This is a genomic window from Stenotrophomonas sp. YJH_SMC_119 (assembly GCF_059368315.1).
In genome coordinates this window covers 210341-233831 of record NZ_JCAFRP010000004.1, presented here as the reverse complement: position 1 = coordinate 233831, position 23491 = coordinate 210341, and the positions used below count along the sequence as shown (strand labels likewise).

Annotated in this window: 25 protein-coding genes; 10 read left to right on the top strand and 15 right to left on the bottom strand. The window is 63.5% G+C overall.

Annotated features, from left to right (window positions below):
* Positions 1-46 precede the first annotated feature (46 nt).
* Entirely contained in the window at positions 47-628 is a 582-nt protein-coding gene (gene msuE / locus AC5P6S_RS08650) for an FMN reductase (protein WP_049397092.1), read from the bottom strand.
* A gap of 52 nt (positions 629-680) precedes the next feature.
* Positions 681-3257: a TonB-dependent receptor plug domain-containing protein gene (locus AC5P6S_RS08645; RefSeq protein WP_065184095.1), complete on the bottom strand. Its 2577-nt coding sequence runs from the start codon at positions 3255-3257 to the stop codon at positions 681-683.
* Between the two features lie 404 nt (positions 3258-3661).
* On the opposite strand from AC5P6S_RS08645, the gene ftrA reads away from it, so the two are divergent.
* The 3 genes from ftrA (at position 3662) to AC5P6S_RS08630 (ending at position 5768) form a co-directional block, all read left to right on the top strand.
* Positions 3662-4663, top strand: a complete 1002-nt coding sequence (gene ftrA, locus AC5P6S_RS08640; RefSeq protein ID WP_164225675.1) for a transcriptional regulator FtrA — start codon at positions 3662-3664, stop codon at positions 4661-4663.
* A 95-nt stretch (positions 4664-4758) separates the two neighbouring features.
* Positions 4759-5193, top strand: coding sequence for a BLUF domain-containing protein (locus tag AC5P6S_RS08635; protein WP_329751044.1), 435 nt, complete (start codon positions 4759-4761; stop codon positions 5191-5193).
* A 23-nt stretch (positions 5194-5216) separates the two neighbouring features.
* Positions 5217-5768 (top strand): chemotaxis protein CheW, encoded by a 552-nt coding sequence (locus tag AC5P6S_RS08630; protein ID WP_224481844.1) that lies wholly within the window; start codon positions 5217-5219, stop codon positions 5766-5768.
* 11 nt (positions 5769-5779) lie between these two features.
* Here the strand turns inward: AC5P6S_RS08630 and AC5P6S_RS08625 are convergent, their stop codons facing one another.
* The 4 genes from AC5P6S_RS08625 to AC5P6S_RS08610 all read right to left on the bottom strand — a co-directional run bounded on the left by AC5P6S_RS08625 (position 5780) and on the right by AC5P6S_RS08610 (position 9435).
* On the bottom strand, positions 5780-6280 hold the full coding sequence (locus tag AC5P6S_RS08625) for a hypothetical protein (RefSeq protein WP_005413048.1): 501 nt from the start codon (positions 6278-6280) through the stop codon (positions 5780-5782).
* A gap of 92 nt (positions 6281-6372) precedes the next feature.
* Complete coding sequence (locus AC5P6S_RS08620) at positions 6373-6960, bottom strand: TetR/AcrR family transcriptional regulator (protein ID WP_049395871.1); 588 nt, start codon at positions 6958-6960, stop codon at positions 6373-6375.
* An 86-nt stretch (positions 6961-7046) separates the two neighbouring features.
* A complete protein-coding gene (locus AC5P6S_RS08615) occupies positions 7047-8816 on the bottom strand; it encodes an oleate hydratase (RefSeq protein WP_164173363.1) in 1770 nt (589 codons plus the stop codon).
* A 94-nt stretch (positions 8817-8910) separates the two neighbouring features.
* Positions 8911-9435: a GNAT family N-acetyltransferase gene (locus AC5P6S_RS08610; RefSeq protein ID WP_164173361.1), complete on the bottom strand. Its 525-nt coding sequence runs from the start codon at positions 9433-9435 to the stop codon at positions 8911-8913.
* Positions 9436-9600: 165 nt separating this feature from the next.
* Here AC5P6S_RS08610 and AC5P6S_RS08605 point away from each other — a divergent pair, with 165 nt between their 5' ends.
* Genes AC5P6S_RS08605 through AC5P6S_RS08595 form a run of 3 tightly spaced genes read left to right on the top strand, consistent with a single transcriptional unit; the run spans position 9601 to position 10860 of the window.
* Positions 9601-10056 (top strand): SRPBCC family protein, encoded by a 456-nt coding sequence (locus AC5P6S_RS08605; protein ID WP_024958133.1) that lies wholly within the window; start codon positions 9601-9603, stop codon positions 10054-10056.
* A gap of 10 nt (positions 10057-10066) precedes the next feature.
* The gene (locus AC5P6S_RS08600; RefSeq protein WP_062606310.1) at positions 10067-10399 is read left to right on the top strand and encodes an ArsR/SmtB family transcription factor; all 333 of its coding nucleotides are present in this window, start codon (positions 10067-10069) and stop codon (positions 10397-10399) included.
* Positions 10400-10401: 2 nt separating this feature from the next.
* Entirely contained in the window at positions 10402-10860 is a 459-nt protein-coding gene (locus AC5P6S_RS08595) for an SRPBCC family protein (RefSeq protein WP_049452673.1), read from the top strand.
* Between the two features lie 54 nt (positions 10861-10914).
* Here the strand turns inward: AC5P6S_RS08595 and AC5P6S_RS08590 are convergent, their stop codons facing one another.
* Complete coding sequence (locus AC5P6S_RS08590) at positions 10915-12201, bottom strand: alpha/beta hydrolase family protein (RefSeq protein ID WP_164173358.1); 1287 nt, start codon at positions 12199-12201, stop codon at positions 10915-10917.
* Positions 12202-12346: 145 nt separating this feature from the next.
* Here AC5P6S_RS08590 and AC5P6S_RS08585 point away from each other — a divergent pair, with 145 nt between their 5' ends.
* Positions 12347-12724: a DUF4180 domain-containing protein gene (locus tag AC5P6S_RS08585; protein ID WP_100438427.1), complete on the top strand. Its 378-nt coding sequence runs from the start codon at positions 12347-12349 to the stop codon at positions 12722-12724.
* Between the two features lie 97 nt (positions 12725-12821).
* On the top strand, positions 12822-13586 hold the full coding sequence (locus AC5P6S_RS08580; RefSeq protein WP_100438426.1) for a COG4705 family protein: 765 nt from the start codon (positions 12822-12824) through the stop codon (positions 13584-13586).
* Here AC5P6S_RS08580 and AC5P6S_RS08575 read toward each other — a convergent pair.
* From AC5P6S_RS08575 to AC5P6S_RS08560, 4 genes are all read right to left on the bottom strand, one after another.
* Entirely contained in the window at positions 13583-14365 is a 783-nt protein-coding gene (locus AC5P6S_RS08575) for a 3-hydroxybutyrate dehydrogenase (RefSeq protein ID WP_164173356.1), read from the bottom strand. The two genes, AC5P6S_RS08580 and AC5P6S_RS08575, sit on opposite strands and share 4 nt — an antisense overlap.
* Positions 14366-14448: 83 nt before the next feature.
* Positions 14449-14928 (bottom strand): hypothetical protein, encoded by a 480-nt coding sequence (locus tag AC5P6S_RS08570; RefSeq protein ID WP_239502358.1) that lies wholly within the window; start codon positions 14926-14928, stop codon positions 14449-14451.
* A gap of 80 nt (positions 14929-15008) precedes the next feature.
* A complete protein-coding gene (locus tag AC5P6S_RS08565) occupies positions 15009-15740 on the bottom strand; it encodes a hypothetical protein (protein WP_099484506.1) in 732 nt (243 codons plus the stop codon).
* A 98-nt stretch (positions 15741-15838) separates the two neighbouring features.
* Positions 15839-16678 (bottom strand): type 1 glutamine amidotransferase domain-containing protein, encoded by an 840-nt coding sequence (locus AC5P6S_RS08560; protein ID WP_164225672.1) that lies wholly within the window; start codon positions 16676-16678, stop codon positions 15839-15841.
* Positions 16679-16774: 96 nt separating this feature from the next.
* Between AC5P6S_RS08560 and AC5P6S_RS08555 the strand changes: the two genes are divergently transcribed.
* Positions 16775-17692, top strand: a complete 918-nt coding sequence (locus AC5P6S_RS08555) for a LysR family transcriptional regulator (protein WP_099484504.1) — start codon at positions 16775-16777, stop codon at positions 17690-17692.
* Between the two features lie 553 nt (positions 17693-18245).
* A complete protein-coding gene (locus AC5P6S_RS08550; protein ID WP_099484516.1) occupies positions 18246-18602 on the top strand; it encodes a hypothetical protein in 357 nt (118 codons plus the stop codon).
* A gap of 273 nt (positions 18603-18875) precedes the next feature.
* On the opposite strand, the gene AC5P6S_RS08545 is transcribed toward AC5P6S_RS08550, so the two are convergent.
* The 4 genes from AC5P6S_RS08545 to guaA all read right to left on the bottom strand — a co-directional run bounded on the left by AC5P6S_RS08545 (position 18876) and on the right by guaA (position 23426).
* Complete coding sequence (locus tag AC5P6S_RS08545) at positions 18876-19694, bottom strand: hypothetical protein (RefSeq protein ID WP_099484503.1); 819 nt, start codon at positions 19692-19694, stop codon at positions 18876-18878.
* 87 nt (positions 19695-19781) lie between these two features.
* Positions 19782-20723, bottom strand: coding sequence for a hypothetical protein (locus AC5P6S_RS08540; protein WP_123958489.1), 942 nt, complete (start codon positions 20721-20723; stop codon positions 19782-19784).
* A gap of 10 nt (positions 20724-20733) precedes the next feature.
* A complete protein-coding gene (locus tag AC5P6S_RS08535; protein WP_143569553.1) occupies positions 20734-21366 on the bottom strand; it encodes a Fe(II)-2OG oxygenase family protein in 633 nt (210 codons plus the stop codon).
* Between the two features lie 494 nt (positions 21367-21860).
* On the bottom strand, positions 21861-23426 hold the full coding sequence (gene guaA / locus AC5P6S_RS08530; RefSeq protein WP_076739215.1) for a glutamine-hydrolyzing GMP synthase: 1566 nt from the start codon (positions 23424-23426) through the stop codon (positions 21861-21863).
* Between the last annotated feature and the right edge of the window lie 65 nt (positions 23427-23491).

Sequence of the window (23491 nt, the reverse complement as noted above, 5' to 3'; positions counted from 1 at the left end):
ATGCAGATGCGCCTTGGCCATAAGCAAAGCGCCGCCGGTTATGCCGTCAGGCGATCCTTCGCAGCGGCGCCGGTACCGCCAGCGCCTGCGAAGCCAGATGCCCTGCCGCGCGCTCGGCCGCCAGTGCGATGCGCGCCTGCAAGGCTGCACTGTTGATCTGCTCGCCATCGAAGTCGGCAGGCGTGGCATACACCCCGATCGGCAGCGTGTGCGCCTGCAGGAAACTGAACAACGGCCGCAACTGGTGGTCGATCACCAACGCATGGCGCTCGCTGCCACCGGTCGCCGCCAGCAGCACCGGCGTATCCACCAGCGCTTCCAGCCCGATGAAATCGACCAGGTGCTTGAACAGCCCGGGATAGGAACCGCGATACACCGGCGTCGCCACCACCAGCAGACCGGCCGCCTCGATTGCCTGCAGTGCCTGCTCTACGGCTGGCTCCGCTTCATCGCGCGACAGCGACTGCCCCAGCGAACGCGCGATCGGCGCCAGCTCCACCAGCTCCACGCTGGCATGCACCCGCTGCTGCAACGACGCCAACAAGTGCCGCACCAGCAGCAACGTGCGCGACGTCGCCGAGCTGGTCGGTGACCCCACCACTGCCACCACCTTCAATGCAGAAGACATGAAATGCTCCTCGATGATGCCGAACTACGTCCGGCCGCCTTTGGCGTGAACCTCAAAACCGGTAACTGACCCGCCCGTACCAGTACGCGCCGACGTTGCCCAGCACATCGCCGTTGTCCCAGGTCGTCTCGATGCTCGCCACATCGGTGGCACTGCGCGCGTACTCCGGCACCTTGCGCGTGCGCTTGTCGAACACGTTGTTGATGCCCAGCGCCGCACTCCAGCCTGCGCCCAGTTCCACGGCACCGGAGAGATTGGTCACCAGCACCGGCGGCTGCTTGTACTCCACGCCGTTGTTCAGGCGCTTGATCGGGCCGTAGTAGGTGAAGTCGACGTTCGAGCGCCAGCGCCCGTTCTGCCAGCCCAACCCCGCCACCTGCGTGTAGCTGGGCGTACGGAAGCGCAGCGCGTACTCGCTGCTCTTGGTCAACAGGTTGATGTTCGGCAGCCCCTGCAGCGCCGCCGGAATGTCGCTGATCTTCTGGATGGTGGTGCGCCCCACGTTGGCCGCGTAGCTCCAGCGCAGCTTGCCCCAGGCCGTTTCCTGGTTCGCTTCCACGGTCAGCTCGACGCCGCGCGTACGGGTATTGCCCACGTTGGTGAAGTAGCTGGCGTAGAACGCATCACCCGGCAGGATGCTGATGCCGGCCGACCCGAGCAGCGCATCGATGGTGTTCTTCTGCGCCGCGCTCAGCACCGTGCCGCTGTTGTCGGTGACGCGTGCAGGATCCTGCGCGTTGTAGCCGATCTGGCTGGACTGGCCGAGCTGGCCGCGGATGTCGATCTGGTAGGCATCCACGGCCAAGTGGAACGCCGGGCTCGGGTCCCAGGTCACGCCCAGGCTGTAGTTGGTGGCCTTCTCGGGCTTCAGCGGCGTAGCACCCAGCGCAACCGCTGCCGGCGAAGACACCTGCGCCACCAGCGTGGTACCGCACGGGCAGCTGCCAGTGGCCTGGTAGAACTGCGCGCCCAGGCTGGGCGCATGGAAACCATTGCTGACCGTCGCACGTACACCCAACGCGTCGGTGAAGTCGAAGCGCGTGGTCAGGCGGCCGGTGGAGACACTGCCGAAGTCGGAATGGTCTTCCCAGCGCGCCGCCGCATCCAGATACCAGCGCGAGGTGATGTTGGTGGCCGCACCCACGTACACCGCCTTGCTGTTGCGGGTCGCCTTCACCGCGTCCGCAGTGGAATAGCCGACGAAGGCCGCAGCACCAAAGCCGGTGTATGACTCCCACTGCCCTGCCCCACGCTCGTATCGTTCGTGCTGGTACTCGGCGCCCGCGCTCACCTCCAGCGGCGACGCAAACGCCGCCACCTCGAAGCCACGGCGCAGGTCCAGGTTGGCGATGCCCTGCTGGTAGTCCAGCTTGCCGTCATAGAAGTCAGTGGGCGAACGGGGGTACGGCAGCGAGTAGTTCACCGAGTTGCGCGTATAGGTACGCACCGTGCTGCGGTTGCCGGTCAGGCTGGCGTCGTAGTCCCAGCCTGCGATCTGGCCTTTCACGCCCGCGGTGCCGGTGTATTGCTTCTCCTTTGTTTCCAGCACCGGCAGGAAGCCATCGGGAAACACGTTCAGCACGCCTGGAGCCTTGTAGGTGGTGAAGATGGTCGCCGGCAGGCGGAAGTTCTGGATCGCCTGCGCGGTGCGATCGCTGGCGGTGGCATTGGCGTAGAACTGCGCGCTCTCGCCCAGGCCATGGCCCACGTTCACCGCGAACGCCTTCAGCGCATACGACGGGGAGCTGAGGATGGTGTTGGCCTCGGCATTGCGGCTGGCTTCGGCCGGGTTCGGCGATGCGCCGGCCGGCAATCGATTATTCGGCCGCAGCGCCACCAGATTGCCGCTACCATCCACCGCCGGGTAGCTCAGATAGCCATCGATGTAGCGGCGGGTGCGGATCGCATGATGCTGGCGGGTGGTCTCGCCGGAGAGGTTGACGAAGCCATCGGCACCCCACGGCAGGCCAACGTTGGCACGCACGCTGGTTCGCGAGCCATCGCCATCAATACTCTGCCCGCTTTCCACGGCGAACTCGCCACCGTGCGCCTGCGACTTCAGGATCACGTTGACCACACCGGTAATCGCATCGGAGCCATAGATGGCCGACGCACCATCACGCAGCACTTCCACGTGGTCGATGGCCGACACCGGAATCAACGCCAGGTCCGCCCACGCATGGCCTGGGAAGCCGCCCCCATTGGCACCGCTTACATAGGCACTGGCATTGCGGCGCTTGCCGTTCACCAGCACCAGCGTGTAGCCGGGCGACAGGTTGCGCAGCTGGTAGCCACGAATCAGGCTCTCCTGGTCGCTCTGGTAGCCACCAATCTGGCTGAGCGACGGCAGTGCGCGCTGCAGTGCTTCCAGCAGGTTGGCCTGGCCGGTGGCGGTGAGGTCTTCGGCGGAGATCACGTCGATCGGCGTGGAACTGTTCTTCACCGTACGCGTACTGGTGCGCGAGCCGGTCACCACCACGGCATCCAGCGTGGACGCGGCCACGTTGGCCGTCGCAGCGGCGGCAGCAGGATCCGCATCGGCTTCAGCCGCATGGCTGGGCGAAGCGGCGAGGATGGCTGTGATCAGAACAGCGAGAGTGCTCAGGACAGGGGCGTGGGCGGCAGGCATGGGGGCTCGTGGGGGTGGGCCGGAAACACGCTTCCATTCAAGGGCCTGTCCGCCCACCGCGACAGGCGCGATCGCGTCACCCAGCCGTAACATCCGGCCACCCACATGACTGCTGGTAATGACGTTAGGCAGCCCTGCGCACCACGCCCATGGGACGGCGAGCGGCGGGTGGCAGGTGGTGGGTGATGGGCGACAAACGACGGGGTAGAGTCGACTGTTAGTCGACTGCTGTTGGCGATACCGCCTGGAAGCCCGCGCTGCGCGCGATAGTCGACTAACAGTCGACTCTACCCCGTCGGGTGCCCAAGCCAGACGAATGCCCCCCCCGTACACATGCTCCACAGGCATCACCTCATGCCCGCGCAGCATTCTGCGGCGCACATCACCACCCGTAGCATCAAGCCATGCCCAGCCCACCCGCCGATCCCAGCGCACCGCTCGTCGCCATCGTTGCCTGCCACGGCCAAGGGCTGTTCGAGTTCGGCTGTGCGGTTGGCCTGTTCGCGCCGGTGCGGCCGGAACTCGGCGTGGCCTGGTATCGCACCCAGCTGTGCGCGGGTGAACCTGGTGCGCTGCGCATGCTTGGCGGAACGCAGGTGCAGCTTCCCTACGACCTCAGCACAGTTGATGACGCCGACATCATCGTCATTCCCGGTTGGCGCGAGCCCAGCGAGCGCCCGCCACAGGCGCTGCTTGATGCACTCATCCGTGCCCACGGCCGTGGCGCGCGCATCGCTTCGATCTGCTCCGGTGCCTTCGTGCTGGCGTGGGCCGGGCTGCTCGATGGCCGCCAGGCCACCACCCACTGGCGCCTCACCGAAGCGCTGGCACGCGAGTTCCCACACATCGATGTGCGGGAGGATGCGCTGTACGTGGATACCGGCAGCATCATCACTTCGGCCGGCTCGGCCACCGGCATGGACATGATGCTGCATATGGTGCGCAAGGATTACGGTGCGCGCGTGGCCAATCTGGTGGCCGAACGGCTGGTACTGGCGCCGTGGCGTGATGCCGAACGCAGCCAGCGTGTCAGCCGCGCCATTCCCCATGGCGAGCCCACGCGCCTGGCAAAGCTGATGGAATGGATGCGCCGCAACCTGCGCGAGCCGCACTCGCTGGGCAGCCTCGCCGAGCAGGCCGCACTCAGCCAACGCACCCTGCAGCGGCAGTTCCTGGAGGCCACCGGCCTGTCGCCCATCGACTGGCTGATCCGCGAGCGCGTCGCCTACGCCCGCGAGCTGCTGGAAACCACCGATCGGCCGCTGCAGTGGATTGCCGAGCAGGCTGGATTCGGTTCGCAGGAATCGTTCCGTCGGCACTTCCGGGGCCAGGTCGATGCGAGCCCTACCGAGTACCGCAGCCAGCATCGCGGCGGTGTTGGCGCGGATCGGCTGGTGGGCTGCTGATCCAGCTCAGCGCTCTCCAGCGCCACGTGAGAAAAGGCTCACGGCGGACGGTGGAGACCCACGTATAGTGATGGGCGTCACACGAAGCCCCTTCCATGCTCCACGCATTTGCTTACTCCAGCCACATGTCGGCTGGGCTTTCCGATGAAACCCTCCGCCAGATCGTCTCGGGCTCTGCCGCGTTCAATCGCCGGGTGGACGTTACCGGAGCGCTGCTCGTCGACGGGCAGCGGTTTTTCCAGTACATCGAAGGCCCGCCCGACGGCCTGGAGGCGGTCAGGCGCCGCATCCAGGACAGTCGTTCGCACGCCGCCGTCACCCCGGTACTGGACATGGTAATCGGCGCACGCGCCGTACCCTACTGGGCGATGACCCGCATCGAGACCGGGCAGATCGTCGTGTCCGGGCTGGTCAATGCGCGATGGGACGAATTTGGCCATTCCGTTCCAGGCATGGATCAGCTCGTTGGCCTGCTGCGTCCGCATTTCCCACGCATCGGCACCGTCGAGCCGCCACGCGCCCCCGCCTGATACAGACTGAACCGACGCCTTGCGTGCGCCTGCCGACGCGGCCGTGCGCTACGTTCGGGCGTCATCATCAGGATCCTCCTTCCCGCTGTCTTCGCCACGCCCATCGCATGCCAGTACCCGCCCCACCTGCAATGGAAAAACGCGCATCGCCCGCCGACCTGTTCGAGATCGTGATCGTGCGTGCAGGCACCGCCCTGTTCGCGATTGACATCCAGGCTGCCGTCGAAATTCGCGGCCTGGAGGCATTCGGCCCTGCAGACCGCAACGGCAGGCCGACCCTGGAAGTCCGTGGGCAGCCATTACCCGTGGTCGACCTGCGCCGCATGAGCGGCCAAGCGGCATTCGACGGTGGCAGCCCGGCCATGCTGTTGATCAATGCCGGTACCGCAACGCTGGCGCTGGCCGTGGATGAGGTGCTGGAGATTGAGACACCGGACGCGAGCGCACGCGTCCCCGAGCGTGCCGCAGGCCGATCGTTCGGCTTCTGCAGCCGTCACATTCAACTTGACCCGGCGCGCTCGGCTGCACTGATCGAACCGGTGGCACTGCTGGGCGCACTTGCCGCGCCGGAGTGACCGGCGGCGTCTCAGGATCGTCCTGCCAAGGCACGGTTTCGCAGCCTCCAGCACTGCGCGGCCACGCCGATCACGAACACCACCAGGCAGACCAGCAGCGTGTGCAGCACCACCGGGGCCATCGGCGCGGCAGCAATCGGATGCGCTGCCGGCACGCGGGTCAGCGTTTCGTTGACGCCGGGCACCAACGACAGCAGGAAGCTGAAAGACAGCGCAAACGTCGATGCATAAGGTGCTGCGCGCCCCAGCCAGCGCAGCCGCGCGGCCAGCACGCCGCCGAATGCCACCAGCAGCACGATCACCCCGAATGCGTGGCCGGGGTTGATCCCGCCCGTGCTGGACACGGTGAACGAGGTGGCCACCGACAGCACCAGCCCCACCAGGTACAGCTTGCCCGCGCGCGTGGCGGGATCGATTGCGCGATGGCGAATGAAGGCATACAGGCCACTCAACACCGGGATCAGGCTGACAGCGGTATGGATCACGCCAAGCGTGGACAGAGGGTGGGACATGGGACATCTCCAGGGATAGAATGAACCTACTAGTAGGTAGGCATTGGACTCAAAAAGAAGGCCCGCGTCGCCGCAGGCCCACCACACATCTCTCAGAGCGCCGCACTCACCCGCGCGATCGCCAACTGTGCCAGTGCCGCGAAGGTCGCCGCGTCACCAAAACCGCGCGCGGCCAGCATCGCGCCGTGCACCGAGGACATGAACGCCCTGGCCTCGTCCGCAGGGGAACCCTGCAGGCGCAACTGGCCCAGCGCCGCGCCCTTCTCCAGCGTCACCGTCAGCCACCCGCTCAGATCCTCGAAATGCCCGCGCACTTCATCGGCAATCTCCGCAGGGATCATCGGCGCCTCCGCTGCCAGCATCGCGCAGATGCAGAACGACGACGTCCCCCCTGCAATGCAGCTGGACCAGTACTCCACATAGGCGTTGAGCTCCTGCAGCGGGTCGTCCAGCTGCCGGTCCAGCAGCGCCAGGCCTTCGCGCGCCTCGGCCCGGTACAGTTCAACCACCGTGCGCACCAGGTCGGCCTTGCTGGGGAAGTGGTGATGGATGCTGGCCTTGCTGATGTTCACCCGCGCGGACACGTCGGCGTAGCTGAAACCGTTGTAGCCACCGGCCTCCAGCAGCGAACGGGCATGGGTCAGGATCTCCTGGGCCTTGGGCGAGAGCGACTCTTTCATGTCGCCAACCTACTAGTAGGTTGAAACGCTGTCAACTACCCGCTGCCGGGCTCGCCGGGCATGGCCCGGCGCTACCCACGCCCCGCTCAGTCCTCCTGCACCAGCTTGAACTCGCGCAGCAGACCACCGATCTGGGTCTTGTCCAGCTTGTTCATCAGCAGGTTGCGCAGGAACGCTGGCCCGGGAATGTCCAGTTCCTTGCCATCACGCAGGCGCCCGGTCGCGGCCAGCAGCGAGCGCACGTCATACGTGGAATTGAACACCTCCGGCACGCCACGCTCGATCCCCAGCAAGGTGTACACCGCCTCCATCGGCGTGCGCACCGAGTACTCGGTGGTGAAGATGCAGTCGCGCTGCTTCGATTCGGCGAACTGGCCGATGAAAGCGAAGTTCACCGCACCGTCCGGCACCACGTCCGGGCGATCACCGGCCTGGCGCGGCATGAAGAACGCGGTGATATACGGCATCATCACCGGCACCGTCTTCGCGCCCGTCGCCGCCAGCTCGTCGATCTCCTCCACCGGCACGCCCAGGTGGTACAGCCACTCGCGGGTGATCTCCTCGCCGGTGCAGTCCTGCATCGGCTTCTTCACGTAGTCGCCGGGCGTATCCACGAACAACGAATACACCCAGACCACGATCTGGTCCTTGGGCTGGTTCTTGAAATGTGGCTGGCGATTCACCGTCCAGCTCATCAGCCAGCGCGAGTCGCGCACGCTGACGATGCCGCCGGTCACCACTTTGCCGCTGAAGGGATCGCGCTTGGCGATCTTCTGGATGTAGGCCGGAATGCGCGCATCCAGCGTGGTCACCGTTGCCGATTCCCACTTGGTTTCTGGAATGTGCGCGCCGAACACATCCGGACGCCCGAACGCGTCATCCTTCGCGGCAATGCGGCGCCACAGGTCCCAGGCAGGCGCCGGGCCTTCGTTCAGGCGTGCCGCAGTGTGGTGGTCGCCATTATCCGAGTTCTCGGTCAGCGAACCGATGGTCATGAACAGCAGATCATCCGCGCCGAGATCCACGCCACCGGCTACACCGTCATGCATCCAATGGATGCGCGTGGCCTGCTTGCGGTCGGGCTGCAGATCAAAGTCGACGTCGGTCACCTCGGTACCGTACTGGAACACCACGCCCTGGTCCTGCAACCACTTCACCAGCGGCAGCACCAGCGATTCGTACTGGTTGTACTTCGTGAACTTCAGCGCCGAGAAATCCGGCAGGCCGCCGATATGGTGGATGAAGCGATGCAGGTACAGCTTCATCTCCAGCGCCGAATGCCACTCTTCGAACGCGAACATGGTTCGCCAGTACAGCCAGAAGTTGCTGTCCAGGAAATCACGGCCCAGTACTTCGTTGATGCGCTTGTTCTCCATCTCCTGACGGGTGGCCAGGAACAGCGCGATGATGTCCCTCTGTGCCTGCTCGGTCAGCGTGAACAGGCCATCGGTGTGTGCATCCTCGCCGCGATTGATGGTGGCGCGCTGCAGCGAATAGTTCGGGTCGTCCTTGTTCAACCAGTAGAACTCGTCCAGCACGCTGGCATCTTCGATCTCCAGCGACGGTATCGAGCGGAACAGGTCCCACAGGCACTCGAAATGATCTTCCATCTCGCGGCCACCACGGATCACGAAACCCTTTTCCGGCACCTTCAGGCCATCCAGCGCACCGCCAGGAATCTGCTGCTGTTCAAGAATGGTGATGCGTTCACCGGCCATGCGCCCATCGCGCACCAGGAACGCGGCGCCGGCCAGCGAGGCCAGCCCCGACCCCACAAACCAGGCGCGCTTGCCATCGACACCGGCTGGCTTGCGCGGGCGCGCGAAGGCTTCGTAGTTGCCACTGCTGTAGTACATGCGCTGCTCCTTCCTGGAGGGGGTGACCCCACTCTAGCGCCGAACCGATGTACCGATTCCTGCATGCATGCTGCGACCGAATGACGCAGCGGCGTCAGAGCTGGCGGCCCAGCAGCATGCCTGGCCAGCCGTCCACGTTGAACGGCGCAATTCGCGTGTAGCCGCAGGACTCGTAGAAGCGCACCAGATCACCGCTGCCTCCGCCATAGCAGTCCACGCGCAGATGGTCGAGGCCGGCAGCGCGCGCCTGTTCATCGGCAAACGCCATCAGGCGACGCCCAATGCCGCGCACGCGCGCATCACGCGAGGCCACCAATACCCGCACGTACAGCTCCGGCCCATCGGGCGCCGGCACATAGGGCATCGACTCGCCCAGCGCCAGGAACGCACGCACCTCACCCTGCTCGTTCTGGGCCACCCATGCGCCAGGCAGCGCGCACGCATCGGTCACCTGGGTGATCCGGCGTGGCACCGTGGACCATGGCTCGCTGCCCCATTGCTGCAGATTGCCGATCGACACGAACCATTCGATCACCTCGTCGAACAGCGCCAGCACCGCAGCGGCATCTGCCGCACTGGCGCGGCGGATGGTCAAGGTGTCCTTTCCTGTTTCAGTCATGCACGTACTCCTGTCAACGCGTCAATCAGCTGTCACGAGGATGCCGGCCAGCGGCCAGCACTACCAGGGTCGGAAGTCCCTGGGCCGGATTTGACATGCAGGCATTTACCTGCATATAGTCCATCCCAAGGGCGGCGCCTGCCGGCCCATCGCGAGGAACCTGCAATGGTGGATATCGCACACAGGGTCGGCATCAAGGCCCCCGCAAGCCAGGTGTACCAGGCCCTGGCCACGCCCGAAGGCGTCGCCGCCTGGTGGGCCGAAGACACCCGGGGCGACCGTGAGGTCGGCGGCACGGTCAAGGCGCGTTTCACGAACAACGGCCAGGAGATCGGCGCGATGGAAATGAAGCTGGAACAGCTCATTCCAGGCGAGCTCGTGCTCTGGCGGTTCATCGCCGGTCCCGCCGAATGGATCGGCACCCACGCGCGCTTCGTGCTGAAGCAGGAAGGCGATTACTGCATCGTCCTGTTCACCCATGAAGGCTGGAAGGAGCGCGTCGAGTTCACCTCCCACTGCAGCACCAAGTGGGCGGTGTTCCTGATGAGCCTGAAGGCCCTGCTGGAGACCGGCAAGGGCCAGCCCAACCCCCACGACGTCAGGATCGACAACTGGAATTGAAGACATCCCCATGGCGGTAGACCACGTGCGCGACGCAGACAAGGTGTTCAAGGCACTGGCCGATCCCACGCGCCGGACGCTGCTGGATCTGCTCTGCGAACACAACGGCCAGACCTTGGGCCAGCTGTGCGAGCACCTGGACATGGCCCGGCAATCGGTCACTCAGCACCTGGGTCTTCTGGAAGACGCCAACCTGATCAGCACTGTGCGCCGTGGCCGCGAGAAGCTGCACTTCATCAACCCGGTACCGCTGCATGAAGTCTACGAGCGCTGGGTACGCAAGTTCGAGCAGCAGCGCCTGAGCCTGCTGCATGACCTGAAACGCGAACTGGAAGGAGAATGACGATGTCTGCAGAGTCAACCCGCTTCATCCACGTGATCTACATCGCGTCCACGCCACAGAAGGTGTTCGAGGCCATCACCCGCCCCGAGATCGCCCGCCGCTACTGGGGCCACGAGAACGTCTCGGACTGGAAGCCCGGCTCGCGCTGGCAGCACGTGCGTGCCAACGAAACGCGCTCGGTCGAGCTGGTCGGTGAAGTGGTGGAAAGCACCCCGCCCTCGCGCCTGGTCATCACCTGGGCCGCCGCCTCGCAGGCCGACAACCCGGATGCTTACAGCCGCGTCACCTTCGACATCGTGCCCTATCAGGACATGGTGCGGCTGACGGTTACCCATGAGGAGCTGGAACCGGGCAGCGGCATGGATACCGGCATCCGCCAGGGCTGGCCGATCGTGCTGTCGAGCCTGAAGTCGCTGCTGGAAACCGGCAAGGGATTGGACGTATTTGCGAAGCCGAACTGAGTCGTGCCGCAATCGGCGGCGGAGCGCCATCCGCCGCTGGCGCTCCCCATCCGGTCAATCGCTCAATCTGCGCGAACGTCCATAACTGCCATGCACATCCTGCTTGATCCAATCGGCCAGCAGGCGCAGGTAGCCGTCGGTGATCCGCGTCGACACCCGGTTGCCCTCGGCATCGGTGCGGAACTCGACCATGCCGTGGTCGGTATCCGGGAACAGGTAGGTGTCGATCGGTTGCCCCGACGCGCGCAGGCGCGACAGGATCGAACGCGTGGCGGCAATCGGCGCGGCGCGGTCCTGCTCGGCCAGCACCCACAGCAACGGCACCTTCAGGCGGCGCAGCGCGGCCTCGGCGTCGTAGTCCCAGATCAGCTCCAGGTTGTCGAATCGCGCGCGGCCGATCCGGCGCAGGTCGGCGTCACTCATGCGCAGCATGTCGCCGCTGTATTCGCCGCTGATGTTCTTTGCCCACGGTGCGGCACCGATCTCCGTACGCACCTTCGCCAGCGCCTCGAGCCCTTCTTTGAAATGCGTGCGCATCAACTGCGCGGTCGCGTCTGAAAGCTGGCCGACCTGCTTCATCGCCGTTGCATCCAGCTGCATGCGGCGTGCCTCGTCGAACAGCTGCTCGCGGTCCTCCTCGATCGGCGACACCACCAGGCCGAAACCGATCGCCACGAAATCCGCCTGCGAGCGCGTCGCCGCCAGCGGCGCGATCCACCCGCCCTGGCTACCACCGAAGTAGCCGGCCCGACCGAAACGCCCCGCCGCCAGCTCACGTGCCTTGGCAAGCGCCGCCGCTGCATCGTCAGCCAGCAGCTCGAAGTTCTGGGTGTACTCGCCTTCCGAATCGCCGGTCCCACGCTTCTGGTAGGCGAACACCGAAATGCCCTGGGCCACCAGCATGCGCTGGTAGATCGCCGCCACCGCCATCGTGCGTTCCGAGCCGTGCACCAACACCACCAGCGGCCGCGTCGGGTCTGCCGGCCCTGCCGGCTCGATCAACTGCCCGACCAGCTTGGTTCCCGCGCTGATGAACGTTGCATCGGTATCGCGGCTCGCCAGGCGCTGCCAGCGCTGCGTGGTTCCGGCGGGGGTCCTGAAGCTGACCACCTCGCCGCTGCAGCTTACCGGTGCGTTGGGATCGCCGGTGGCACCGCGTCGCCCGTCCAGCATCAGATAGCGCTGGCCCGTGGCCGGTGCTGCAGCGGGTGCGCCCAGCACCACGAGGTTGCCCTGCCCGTCACCATAGGCGCTGGCCGTGCACAGCTCGGCGGCTGCAACCGGCAGGCCCGAACACACCAGCACCGCCATCAACAACGAACGTCCTTTCCACCCTGCCATGCCCTTTCCCGGTATCGTGAACCCGCCTCGTGCGGGCGCCCGGCGCAGCCTAGCGCGTTCGTTCGCCAGATTCATGCTGCATCTGCTTACTGTCGGCCTCTCCCATGACCATACTGGGCGGACGATACGAACTTCAGAGCGCACGATGCACACACATGTAGAACAGATCGGCAGCACCCGCGTCCTGCGCAGCGCCGATACAGGCCCGCTGCTGGATGGCAACGCCCTGCGCGACCTGGTCGGCGATGCCCTTGGGCACCAGGCCGAGTGGATCGCCGTGCCGGTGCAGCGCCTATCGGCGGACTTCTTCGAGCTGCGCTCCGGCATGGCCGGGCAATGGCTGCAGATGCTGGTGAACTACCGTCTGCACTTCGCCGTCCTGGGCGATGTCAGCGGCTACCGCGCACAGAGCGAATCGCTGGACGCGTGGATCACCGAGTGCAACCGTGGGCACAACGGCTGCTTCGTGGCCGACTGGGACGCCCTGCTGGCACGCCTGCCGGCCCCCGCCAGCATCGGCTGAACGCCGCCCCCACGCTCACCCTCACCGAACCCGGTTCCGACCGCGCTCTGACGCCCGCCGCCACAGCATCGCCCACAGGCATCCCTGGCGACGTTCGATGCGTGCTTCAGACGCAGATTCCCTGCACAGCAAAGTGGCGGCGGTCACCCTCGGCTTCTGGGTGATGAAGATCGCCGCCACCACCCTCGGCGAGACCGCCGGCGACCTGCTGTCGATGACGCTCAACCTCGGCTACGTGGCCAGCTCGGCCATCCTGCTGGCGATCTTCGCCGGCCTGCTGGGCATGCAGTTATCGGCGCGACGCTGCCACCCGGTGCTGTTCTGGTCGGTGGTGCTGGCGACCAGCACGGCCGGCACCACCATGTCCGACCTGATCGACCGCACGCTCGGCCTGGGCTACGCCACCGGCGCCAGTCTGCTGGCCGGCTGCCTGGCGCTGGTGCTGCTGGCCTGGCGCATGTCGGAAAAGTCGATCTCGGTCAGCAACATCGCATCGCGCCGCGCCGAAGGCTTCTACTGGACCGCCGTGCTGTTCTCCAACACGCTCGGCACCGCGCTGGGCGACTTCCTCGCCGACGACTCCGGGCTCGGCTTCACCGGTGGCGCACTGCTGATCGGCAGCCTCATCGCGCTTACCGCACTGGCCAGCCGCATCAAGGGCATCAACCGGGTCATCCTGTTCTGGATCGCCTTCGTACTCACCCGCCCGTTTGGCGCCACTTTCGGCGACCTGCTCACCAAGCCGCTGGAAAAGGGCGGCCTGGGCTTCGGCACGGTAGGCTCGTCGCTGGTGCTGTTCACCATTCTCGCCACGCTGGTGGCATTGCCCATGCTGCAGCGTAAAGCACAGCCAGCCAGCTAGCGCGCCGTCCAGCCCCCATCCACCGGCAGCGCCGTGCCGGTGATCTGTGCAGCGGCATCCGAGGCCAGGAACACCACCATCTCGCCCAGCTGCTCGGGCGTTACAAACTGCAACGAGGGCTGCTTCTCAGCCAGCAGCGCACGCGCGGCGGTCTCCTGATCCGTGCCATCGCGCTCGGCCAGCGCAGTGATCTGCTGCTCGACCAGCGCCGTCCGCACCCAGCCCGGGCAGATGGCATTGGCGGTAATGCCGCTGCCCGCATTCTCCAGCGCGGTCACCTTGGTAAACCCCACCACGCCGTGCTTGGCCGCCACATAGGCCGACTTGTTCACCGAGCCCACCAGGCCGTGCACGGATGCGATGTTGATGATGCGACCGGCGCCCTGCTGCTTCATATGGGGCAAGGCCGCCGCCGTGGCATGGAACACGGCCGAGAGATTCAACGCCAGGATCGCATCCCACTTCTCGACAGGAAACTCCTCGATCGAGGCGGTGTGCTGGATGCCTGCGTTATTTACGAGGATGTCGATGCGGCCCATCGTCGCGACGGCATGCTCAATCATCCCGCGCACTGCCTCGCCACGGGACAGGTTGGCAGCATCGTGCACCACCCGCACGCCGAACTCGGTTTCCAGCTTGGAACGGATGCGTTCGATCTCCGCCGCATCGCCGAAGCCATTCAGTACGATGTCGGCGCCTTGCCGGGCCAGCGCGGTGGCAATGCCAAGACCGATACCGCTGGTGGAGCCGGTGACTACTGCAACCTTTCCACTGAACATGGGCGAGCTTCCATTGGGCGTAGGCCGCCAGTGTACCTACACGGGCCAACCCCCTTTAACTAGCGCCCGATGTCGGCCCACCATTAGAAGCGGATGCCCGCCCGATCAACGGTCGCCAGCGGGTTGGCCTGCCGCACCGCCTCCAGGAACAGCAGGAAATCGCGGTTGAACAGCGTCAGGTTGTTGGTGAACGTCACGCACTTCCTGCCCGATGCTTTGCTGAAGCACACCTGCCAGACATAGCGCCCGTAGATCCTGTCGGACGTTCGTGTGACTGAGGTGATCTGCGAAAGCGGAACCGCCGTAGGCACCGGCCCACGCTGCAGGTAAAAGGACGCCGCATCGAAGAAGTAGTGCTCCCGATCCTCTTTGCCATCCACCATCACCAAGGTCATGGACCTGCCGGAAATCCGGCGCGGGGCATGCAAATGCAGCCCCGATTTCACAGACGAGCAAGCAGTTGCTGACATTCGCCGAAGGGTGAACCAGAGGATCACCAACGGAAGTGCCGCGAGGACAATGAAACCTACGGTCTTCAAAACAGTTTCCAGCGTGCTGGGCACACAGATCTCCAGGATGAACTTTCAGGCGATACCCAAGTAGATCCACGTCACGCGTGGATGGCTCTCGCCTCAACGCCTTTTCACTTCCAATGGTCCGGCCCCAGGAACGGCAGGCTCAACACAAACACCGGCACCGCTACCGGTACCAACGCGGCGCCCAGCACCTTGCTCGCCGCCGAACCCACACCCGGCTTGTCCTCCCTCTCTGGCAGGATCCGCTGCGCCCGCGCGTTGATCGGCTGTGCCAGCTTCCCCTTCTCTGCCAGCGCCGCAGCATCCGGCAACTTCACCCGCTCGCCGTCGCCCTCGAACAGCGCGCTGTAATAGCTGCCGCCCTTCCTTGAAAGATTGCAGGCGCGGTCAAACGCCAGCGCGTAACGGGTCCGGTCCATCGGCAGGTAGTAGCGCGCCCGCTCCTCCACGGCCTTGGCCTCACGCGGGAGCACCTCAATCCGCTCCAGCTTGAACTGTCCGGCCAGCTCTGCCGTCACCTGCTGCGGCCGCAGCAGCAGCGCATAGCTGCCGTGCACCTTGGCCTTGTTGGCCGGGTCGCGCCAGTCTTCATGGAAGTACATCTGCGCGCAGGCCACCGCCTCGCGCAGCGGGCTGTCCATCAGCGCGCGGTACTCGCGGAATGGCGCGGCATTGAAGCGCATCGGCTCGTCATAGCGCGGCAACAGGTACAGCTGGCCGTCGTCGGCGACGAACGCACTGGTGATCTCGCGGCTGGAAGCGTGCTCCTCCGGGCCACTGGCACAGCCGGACAGTAGGCCAAGGCACAGGGCGGAGAGAATGAAAAAAGACGTTCGCATGTCGTGTTCGAGGGCCTGCCTGGAAAACCGGCCCCGCCCAGAAGGACGAGGCCAGCCCACCATGTTGCCACGACACGGCATGCGATGCAGACCCCGCCTTACTTCAACCGCTCCACCAACCGCTGCCCCACCTCCAGCGCCGAAGCCGGGTTCTGCCCGGTAATCAGCTCGCGGTCCACCACCACATGCCCGGTCCACGGCGTGGCATTGCTGCTGAACAGCGCACCCGCCCGCTGCAACGCGGTCTGCGGGTAGAACTTCATCTCACCGCCGCCCAGCATCGGCTTGGCCTGCTCTTCTTCCTGGTTGCTGATCACCGTCATCTGGTAGCCCCTGTAGATCCACTTCGGCGTGGCCGGCATCGCACCGGCTTCCAGCTTTGCCACGAAGCCCGCAGCATCCGGCAGCGTGGACAGCAGCGCGATCGGCCCGTGGCAGACCAGGGCGGTGGTCTTGTTGCGCTGGTGGAAGTCGGCCAGCAGCCGACCCAGCGCCGGGCTCTTCAGCAGGTCCTGCATCGGTGCGTGGCCACCGGGAATGTAGACCGCATCGAAACGCGCATACCCCTGCTGCTCGATGCGCGCCAGGCTGACCACCGGCGAGGCCGTCGGCGAGGTCAACGCCAGCTTCTCCAGCAGATCTTTATGCAGCTTCAACTGCGCGGCATCGTTGCCGAAGTACGCCGGCGTCACCGAGGACGCATCCACCGTCGGCGCCCGCCCCTGCGGCGTGGCGAAGGTCACCTCGTGGCCCGCGTGCAGCAGCAGCTTGACCGGCTGCATCAACTCGTTGAGATAGAAGCCGGTGGACAGCACCTTGCCGTCCTTCAGGTCCAGGTGGTTTTCGTCGGACAACACCACCAGCACGTTGGCGGCATGCGCGCCGCTGGCGGCCAGGGTCAGGGCCAGCGCTGCGGCCAGCCGGGTCATCAGGTTCATGGGGAGCTCCTATCGGGGAATGGCCGCCACTTTATTCATCGCCCCAGCGGCGATAAATTGGCTCCATCGCAAAACATCTGTTCCCCGGAGAGCCAAATGAGCCGCAAGTTCGACTACCTGGGCGATGTGGAGGTGTTCCTGGCGGTGGTCGAGCACGGCTCGTTCACCGCCGGCGCGGTGGCGCTGTCCACCACGCCCTCGGTGCTGAGCCGCGCGGTCACCCGCCTGGAAGCGCGGCTGGGCCGGCAGCTGCTGCAGCGGACCACCCGCCGCGTGGGTCTGACCGACGCCGGGCGGCTCTATCTGGAACAGGTACGCACCGCCTTCGGCCTGCTGGACGACGCCGAGCGCGACGTACTGGCCCAGGACGGTGCGCTGGCCGGCCGCGTGCGCCTGAGCGTGCCCACCACCTATGGTCACTACCGGCTGCCGCCCGTGCTGGCGCGCTTTGCGCAGCAGTACCCGCAGGTGCAGGTGGAACTGAACATCACCAACCGCAACGTGGACCTGGTGGCCGAAGGCTTCGACCTCGCCATCCGCCTGGGCCAGCTGCCGGACAGCGGGCTGGTGGGGCGGAAGCTGGAGGATGCGCCACTGCTGTTGGTGGCTTCGCCGGAGTACCTGCAGCACCGGGGTACGCCGCAGACGCTGGACGACCTGCAGCAGCACCTGTGCCTGCCCTTCGTCATGCCGCGTACCGGGCGGCTGGCGCCGTGGATCTTCCGCGACGGCGGGCGCGACGTGGAGTGGCTGCCGCGTTCGTCCATCGAGACCTCCGACGATGTGCTGGGCGTGGTGTCGCTGGCCGAACAGGGCATCGGCATCTGCCAGAGCTACGAATTCATCGTGCGCGAGCGGTTGCAGCGCGGGCAGCTGGTAGAAGTGCTGCCGCAGCTGCGGGGGCGGTCGCGGCCGTTCTCGGTGATCTATGCGCCGCATCGGCGGCAGTCGGCCGCGGCGCGGGCAATGATTGAGTTGCTGGTGGGGAATGCGACTGAGGATCGCGCTGGTTGAAGCAGGAAGGCTCCTTGGCGGTGTCGGGTTTGAACCGATTTTCGGGGTGTGCGCTCTGTCGGGTGCCACTGCCTGCCAAGGCTGACTAAGAACTGTTGCAAAGAAGACCGTCGCGCTATTCGCTTGTGGCGTGGGCGATTGCGCCAGCTTGATTCGCCATCAGCAGAGCAGCTGCGCAAATGCGTCCGGCGGTGTCGCGTGCTGCACGCATGGAGAGTGCAACAATAGTTCTTCGCTCTCGGATTCAGCGATTCCTTCGCGAATTTCTATTGGCATTCGAAGCGGCCGCGTAAACACCATGGCGCGCCACCGAAAAAGGGTGGCAGCGGGTCTGCAAACCCGTGATGAGAGATGCACCTGTAGTTTGCGCTTGCCCGTCGGCACCGTCCTTAACCGGTGCCGGCGGGCAATCCGTCGGCCTTTCTGGCGGGCGGTGCGTGGGGGCCCTCGGGCCCACCGGTCTATGGTGCTATTTCATCCCGGTTTGCAGCCACGCATCGTCCGCCACCTCTTCACGGTGGCGCTGTTAAGCACAGCCACGGAAGCCGACGCCATGAACGAATCCGATACCTTTTCCTCGTACACCGTTGTTGAGCCCATCAACGACGACACTCCCCTGCACGACCTGAATTCCCTGCTCGGCATCCTCAAGCGCATGCGTGGCTGCGAGGGCGCTGATGGACTGCCCTGGCCGGAGAACGACGTCTCTCCCGGGCGCCGCGTGAGCCTGGCGAGGACCGAACGCGCGTTGGTCGGGCTGCTAACGGTGCTGGAGGTGCTGCACTCGGCAGACCGCTGCCGGGTGGCAGCGGAACCAGAGCGGCATCTGGATGAGGGGGTGGTTGATGGGCTATTTCTGGCTTGCCGGGGATTGGCTGAGTGGGCTTGTCGGGAGGTTAGGCCGGAGTGACCTGCCTGACCGGAGCAACGTACAGCAGATTTGATTGGGCGTCACATTGATTAACACGCGCCTCCTGCCAGGAGCGAACATGGCAGCTCCACCCGGCTGAAGAGCATCGGAGCAAATTCCTCCATCCATGACCAATCACGGTCGAGAGCGGCGAGACCCAGCAAGCCAGTTCGGTCATCCTCCGGAAAGGACGATGCATGCAAACGAGACCGAATGAGCCGCAGTCTTCTACGCGGCGATGTCATAAGGCCATCCTCCGGCATTTGGCCAGCCCTACCCCAACGCGAACTCGAGCTGATCGAAGAAGCGCGGGATACTCTCGTATTGGTACATCCTCCAGTAGGCGCGCGCCTGCTGGTCTACCTTCACATGTCCGAGCAGGCGAAAATCGCGCATAGATGGAAAAGTACGCGACGCTGCCGCCAGGGATGCCGCGTCGATATCGTTGAAGTAATCGCTACCCATTGAGGGCGCATCGAAGCTTCGAATCACCTCCCCCACGATCACAAGCGCAGCTACAACATGCATCATATCGAGAAGTTCGAGCTCGTACTCCTGTAAAGAAAGATGCGCTGCCGTGCGATCGGCATGTTGCTTTAGAAGGCCGATCCGCTTGTGGAGTCGACCGGGAGCCTTGAGTAGGTCAGTATCTGTCCGCGCGTATTCACGAAAGAATTCCCTTAAAAAGACGAGGGCGCGATGAGCATCTTCGAAAGTATTGCTTCCTCGCTCGGACCAGTAGTGCGCATGCTCTTCAAGCACTCCGTCGGACAAGCGGCCGAAATTACCTCCAGTAAGGTCTGGCTTGGCGGCATGATCAAAGACTTTCCGGCAGTTCAGGGACAGCGAGTTCAGCGTTGAGAACTCTAGGTACGACTGCGATACGCGAAAGGGCAAGTCGCCCGAAGCATCCATATCTTCAGCAGCCTGCGCGGTGCCAAGAAAATAGTAGAACGCCGGAAGGCTCATGCTTGCGCGTGACATAACGCCTCGCAGAAAGTGGACTGATCGCAGCTTCCCGTGGAGCCGAAACGGCTCTTCCTTCCGCTGCATCCTCTCCGCACGCGCATCGAGATCAAATTTTCGGCTCATTGCTTCGCGCCTGCTTGGCTACGCCGCTCAAGAGTCAGAAGTCGACGCCTGACTGGATCAAGAACACCGACGCTAGTACCTTGATGATCAGTACTCATTATTGTCATCTTCCCACATATTTCGCGCCAGCCTATCAACATCAATGCCAAAGTACTCTATCGCATCATAATGACTAGTCGAAACATAACTATCACCCAATCCACAAGCAAGAAGCTTTGAGTATCCTGAAATCTTCAAGCCGCATGCAACGCAGAAGAACTCCTCTGGCCGCATTGCTTGACGTTCAACAACACCATCTTCCGCAGTTGATGTTTTGGCTACGCCCATTGCGCGCCCCTGCACGAGCGCAGTGGCGGTACAGGAAGGACAATTAACTCGATGACCATAGTGGCGCAAAGACGCAGCCGCAGCCTGGTCCAGAGCCGTCTTCCTGTCCTCGTCTGACTTCGAATCCCAAACAACCTTATGGGCATTGATAGCACCAAGGACGCTCTTCGCGGCGCCATCATTAAGTGCTGATATATCTTCCCTCGCCTCTTTTGCCTCAGCATCTCCGAAAAGATTTTCTAAAGAAGACCCACAATGACTCAAGAGCACATCGCAGACAGCAAAGAAGTGCGGCCGCCAGGACGACGAGCTAGAGCTTTCAAAGTTCAGGTTTCCAGAATGAAGCTCCGAGTTTCTCTTTGAGAAATGTGCCAAGCAAAAGTTGACATGCTCGCGCGTAAACGCAGGGACCAATTCTTCGGCGCGCCCAATTAATTCTGTAATAGGGGCGGTTCGAGGAACGAATTTAGCCTTCTTCGGAGCATGCCCAAGTGCATAAAGAATATTATTCCAGTCGGAACCGTCTGCCACAAGCGCCGGCGACACATGCGAAATTGATGCTCTTATCAACATTTCCATGAGGAAAGTTGACCAAAGCCCATACTGCCAATCGGTAGAATTAGCCTGCATAGCCTCCGAATACAAGTCAGACTTGGCTAAGTAGGAGCTCTTTGACCACTCGTGATCGACCCTAACTGCCATCTATCCTCCCTCACTCCAAGTAGACCCTTTTCAGCACTCTTCCACGAGAACTCGACGACACTTCCGACCTGCCGTGCAGGGTTCGCCAATTGTCCACCACCAGTACTTGGCCAGGCTCATCTAGGGCAACGCTACTAATACTCACATCCCGAATACGATCGTTAATCATTCGCACAGCACGGACTGCTATCGAATTTACGGGCTGAAGGAATAGTGTATCCCAACGAAATATGTCACCATCCACCATTCTTAGTGGAACCTGACGACCATCAAGCGGCCTCCGAGATCGCAAAATTGCCTTCTTAAAGAAGTCCCGTTCCTGCGGGTCAATCAGACTATCTCTGTGCACTATATTTGTCTTCACGTCACGGGATCCCACGATACAAATAAGCGCAAAGTAGCGCGGAGGGATGCTCCAGTGAGCCATATCGGTATGAAATGGAAATACCCCTAATCCGAAATTATGGCTATAGCTGGGCCCCATACCCACACCAACCCTTGGCACGAGCTCTTGAATTGGCTCAACGCCATAAATTTGGTCAATATTTCCTAAAGTCTGCTCGACTTCAGTTAATTCGAAGTTCTTAGAAATTTTGGTCTTCGCAAATCCGACATCTTGAAGCTGTCGTTGCCATGAACTCATTCTAAGACTCCAGAATTCTGAGAACTCAACGGCTCATCCATAGAATATGAATTGGCCCGATGCGAACAGCCACAGTGGCTGCCTCACTTGAATCTCGGATGTCAACGAGCGTTCACCCTTTTTCTTCTGCCCTAATATTCCAATCACGCCTTTCCTTGGATTCTCCACAGGTTGTGCATACGAACTCACCCGTATTTGACCCCAAGTGATACTCCTGCTCAACTCGAGGGTGATTGCAGGGCTTATTCCCCCAACTTTTCCGAAGCTTTTCCGCCTCTCGCATTTGCATAGCAATCCGTTGTGTATGCCTGAGAAATTAGGTGTTGATCGTTTTGATCTTACGACCACAGAAGATCTTGGACAAGCTGCCTCGAATTGACCCCGAGTGCCGGGAAGCCGCTTGGGATGCAAATGGCAATGAATGGCGCAAAGCACCTCATCAGCGCTCGCGGCGAACAAAAAAGGGCGCCTCTCGGCGCCCTCGTTCTTTCAACTCATTCCCACTCAATGGTCGCCGGCGGCTTCCCCGAGATGTCATAAACAACCCTCGACACTCCCCGCAACTCATTGATGATCCGGTTGCTCACCGTCCCCAGGAACTCATACGGCAGATGTGCCCAGTGCGCCGTCATGAAGTCAATCGTCTCCACCGCACGCAGCGCAATCACCCACTCATAAGCACGCGCGTCGCCCACCACGCCCACCGACTTCACCGGCAGGAACACGGCAAACGCCTGGCTGGTCTTGTCGTACAGGTCGGCCTTGCGCAGCTCATCAATGAAGATGGCATCGGCCTTGGCCAGCAGCTCGGCGTATTCGCGCTTCACTTCGCCCAGGATACGCACGCCCAGGCCCGGGCCCGGGAACGGATGGCGGTAGACCATGGTGCGCGGCAGGCCCAGCTCAACGCCGAGGCGGCGCACTTCGTCCTTGAACAGCTCGCGCAGCGGCTCCACCAGGCCCAGCTTCATGTGCTCCGGCAGGCCGCCCACGTTGTGGTGGCTCTTGATCACGTGCGCCTTGCCGGTCTTGCTGCCAGCCGACTCGATCACGTCCGGGTAGATGGTGCCCTGCGCCAGCCACTTGGCGTTGCTCAGCTTGTTCGACTCTTCGTCGAAGATCTCAACGAACAGGTTGCCGATGATCTTGCGCTTGGCTTCCGGGTCGCTCACGCCTTCCAGCGCGGCGAAGTAACGATCGGCGGCATTCACGCGTACGACCTTTACGCCCATGTGCTCGGCGAACATCGCCATCACCTGGTCGCCTTCCTGCCAGCGCAGCAGGCCGGTATCCACGAACACGCAGGTCAGCTTCTCGCCGATGGCCTTGTGCAGCAGCGCGGCCACCACGGACGAATCGACGCCGCCGGACAGGCCCAGGATCACTTCGTCATCGCCCACCTGTTCGCGCACGCGGGCGATCTGGTCGTCGATGATGTTGGCGGCGGTCCACAGGGTCTGGCAGCCGCACACGTCCACCACGAAGCGGCGCAGCAGCGCCTGGCCCTGCAGGGTGTGGGTCACTTCCGGGTGGAACTGCACGCCGTACCAGCGCTTTTCTTCGTTGGCCATGGCGGCCACCGGAATGCGGTCGGTGGTGGCGGTGATGGTGAAGCCCGGCGGTGCAACGGAGACGTGGTCGCCGTGGCTCATCCAGACATTCAGCTTCGGCTCGCCGCCGTGGTCGCTCAGGCCCTTGAACAGTGCATCCGGGTTGATCACGTTCACTTCGGCGTGGCCGAACTCGCGCTGATCCGCCGCTTCGGTGGCACCGCCCAGCTGCGCGGCCAGGGTCTGCATGCCGTAGCAGATGCCGAAGATCGGCAGGCCGCTGTCGAACACTTCCTGCGGCGCGGCCGGCGCACCCGGCAGCGTGGTCGATTCCGGGCCACCGGACAGGATGATGCCCTTGGCGCCGAAGCCGGCGATCTCGGCCGGGTTGTGGTCCCACGCCCAGATTTCGCAGTAGACGCCCAGCTCGCGGATGCGGCGGGCGATCAGCTGCGTGTACTGCGCGCCGAAATCGAGGATGAGGATCTTGTCGTTATGGATGTTGGTCATGGCGCCCCGGCAATGCAGTAGGGAAAACGAAATCAGATTTACGGCGGCAGATGGAGAAAGAGGAA

Excerpts from the sequence above, each read along its gene's own strand:
- msuE (WP_049397092.1), bottom strand. The coding sequence starts at position 628 with ATGTCTTCTGCATTGAAGGTGGTGGCAGTGGTGGGGTCACCGACCAGC.
- AC5P6S_RS08645 (WP_065184095.1), bottom strand. The coding sequence starts at position 3,257 with ATGCCTGCCGCCCACGCCCCTGTCCTGAGCACTCTCGCTGTTCTGATC.
- ftrA (WP_164225675.1), top strand. The coding sequence starts at position 3,662 with ATGCCCAGCCCACCCGCCGATCCCAGCGCACCGCTCGTCGCCATCGTT.
- AC5P6S_RS08635 (WP_329751044.1), top strand. The coding sequence starts at position 4,759 with ATGCTCCACGCATTTGCTTACTCCAGCCACATGTCGGCTGGGCTTTCC.
- AC5P6S_RS08625 (WP_005413048.1), bottom strand. The coding sequence starts at position 6,280 with ATGTCCCACCCTCTGTCCACGCTTGGCGTGATCCATACCGCTGTCAGC.
- AC5P6S_RS08620 (WP_049395871.1), bottom strand. The coding sequence starts at position 6,960 with ATGAAAGAGTCGCTCTCGCCCAAGGCCCAGGAGATCCTGACCCATGCC.
- AC5P6S_RS08615 (WP_164173363.1), bottom strand. The coding sequence starts at position 8,816 with ATGTACTACAGCAGTGGCAACTACGAAGCCTTCGCGCGCCCGCGCAAG.
- AC5P6S_RS08610 (WP_164173361.1), bottom strand. The coding sequence starts at position 9,435 with ATGACTGAAACAGGAAAGGACACCTTGACCATCCGCCGCGCCAGTGCG.
- AC5P6S_RS08605 (WP_024958133.1), top strand. The coding sequence starts at position 9,601 with ATGGTGGATATCGCACACAGGGTCGGCATCAAGGCCCCCGCAAGCCAG.
- AC5P6S_RS08600 (WP_062606310.1), top strand. The coding sequence starts at position 10,067 with ATGGCGGTAGACCACGTGCGCGACGCAGACAAGGTGTTCAAGGCACTG.
- AC5P6S_RS08595 (WP_049452673.1), top strand. The coding sequence starts at position 10,402 with ATGTCTGCAGAGTCAACCCGCTTCATCCACGTGATCTACATCGCGTCC.
- AC5P6S_RS08590 (WP_164173358.1), bottom strand. The coding sequence starts at position 12,201 with ATGGCAGGGTGGAAAGGACGTTCGTTGTTGATGGCGGTGCTGGTGTGT.
- AC5P6S_RS08585 (WP_100438427.1), top strand. The coding sequence starts at position 12,347 with ATGCACACACATGTAGAACAGATCGGCAGCACCCGCGTCCTGCGCAGC.
- AC5P6S_RS08580 (WP_100438426.1), top strand. The coding sequence starts at position 12,822 with ATGCGTGCTTCAGACGCAGATTCCCTGCACAGCAAAGTGGCGGCGGTC.
- AC5P6S_RS08575 (WP_164173356.1), bottom strand. The coding sequence starts at position 14,365 with ATGTTCAGTGGAAAGGTTGCAGTAGTCACCGGCTCCACCAGCGGTATC.
- AC5P6S_RS08565 (WP_099484506.1), bottom strand. The coding sequence starts at position 15,740 with ATGCGAACGTCTTTTTTCATTCTCTCCGCCCTGTGCCTTGGCCTACTG.
- AC5P6S_RS08560 (WP_164225672.1), bottom strand. The coding sequence starts at position 16,678 with ATGAACCTGATGACCCGGCTGGCCGCAGCGCTGGCCCTGACCCTGGCC.
- AC5P6S_RS08555 (WP_099484504.1), top strand. The coding sequence starts at position 16,775 with ATGAGCCGCAAGTTCGACTACCTGGGCGATGTGGAGGTGTTCCTGGCG.
- AC5P6S_RS08550 (WP_099484516.1), top strand. The coding sequence starts at position 18,246 with ATGAACGAATCCGATACCTTTTCCTCGTACACCGTTGTTGAGCCCATC.
- AC5P6S_RS08545 (WP_099484503.1), bottom strand. The coding sequence starts at position 19,694 with ATGAGCCGAAAATTTGATCTCGATGCGCGTGCGGAGAGGATGCAGCGG.
- AC5P6S_RS08540 (WP_123958489.1), bottom strand. The coding sequence starts at position 20,723 with ATGGCAGTTAGGGTCGATCACGAGTGGTCAAAGAGCTCCTACTTAGCC.
- AC5P6S_RS08535 (WP_143569553.1), bottom strand. The coding sequence starts at position 21,366 with ATGAGTTCATGGCAACGACAGCTTCAAGATGTCGGATTTGCGAAGACC.
- guaA (WP_076739215.1), bottom strand. The coding sequence starts at position 23,426 with ATGACCAACATCCATAACGACAAGATCCTCATCCTCGATTTCGGCGCG.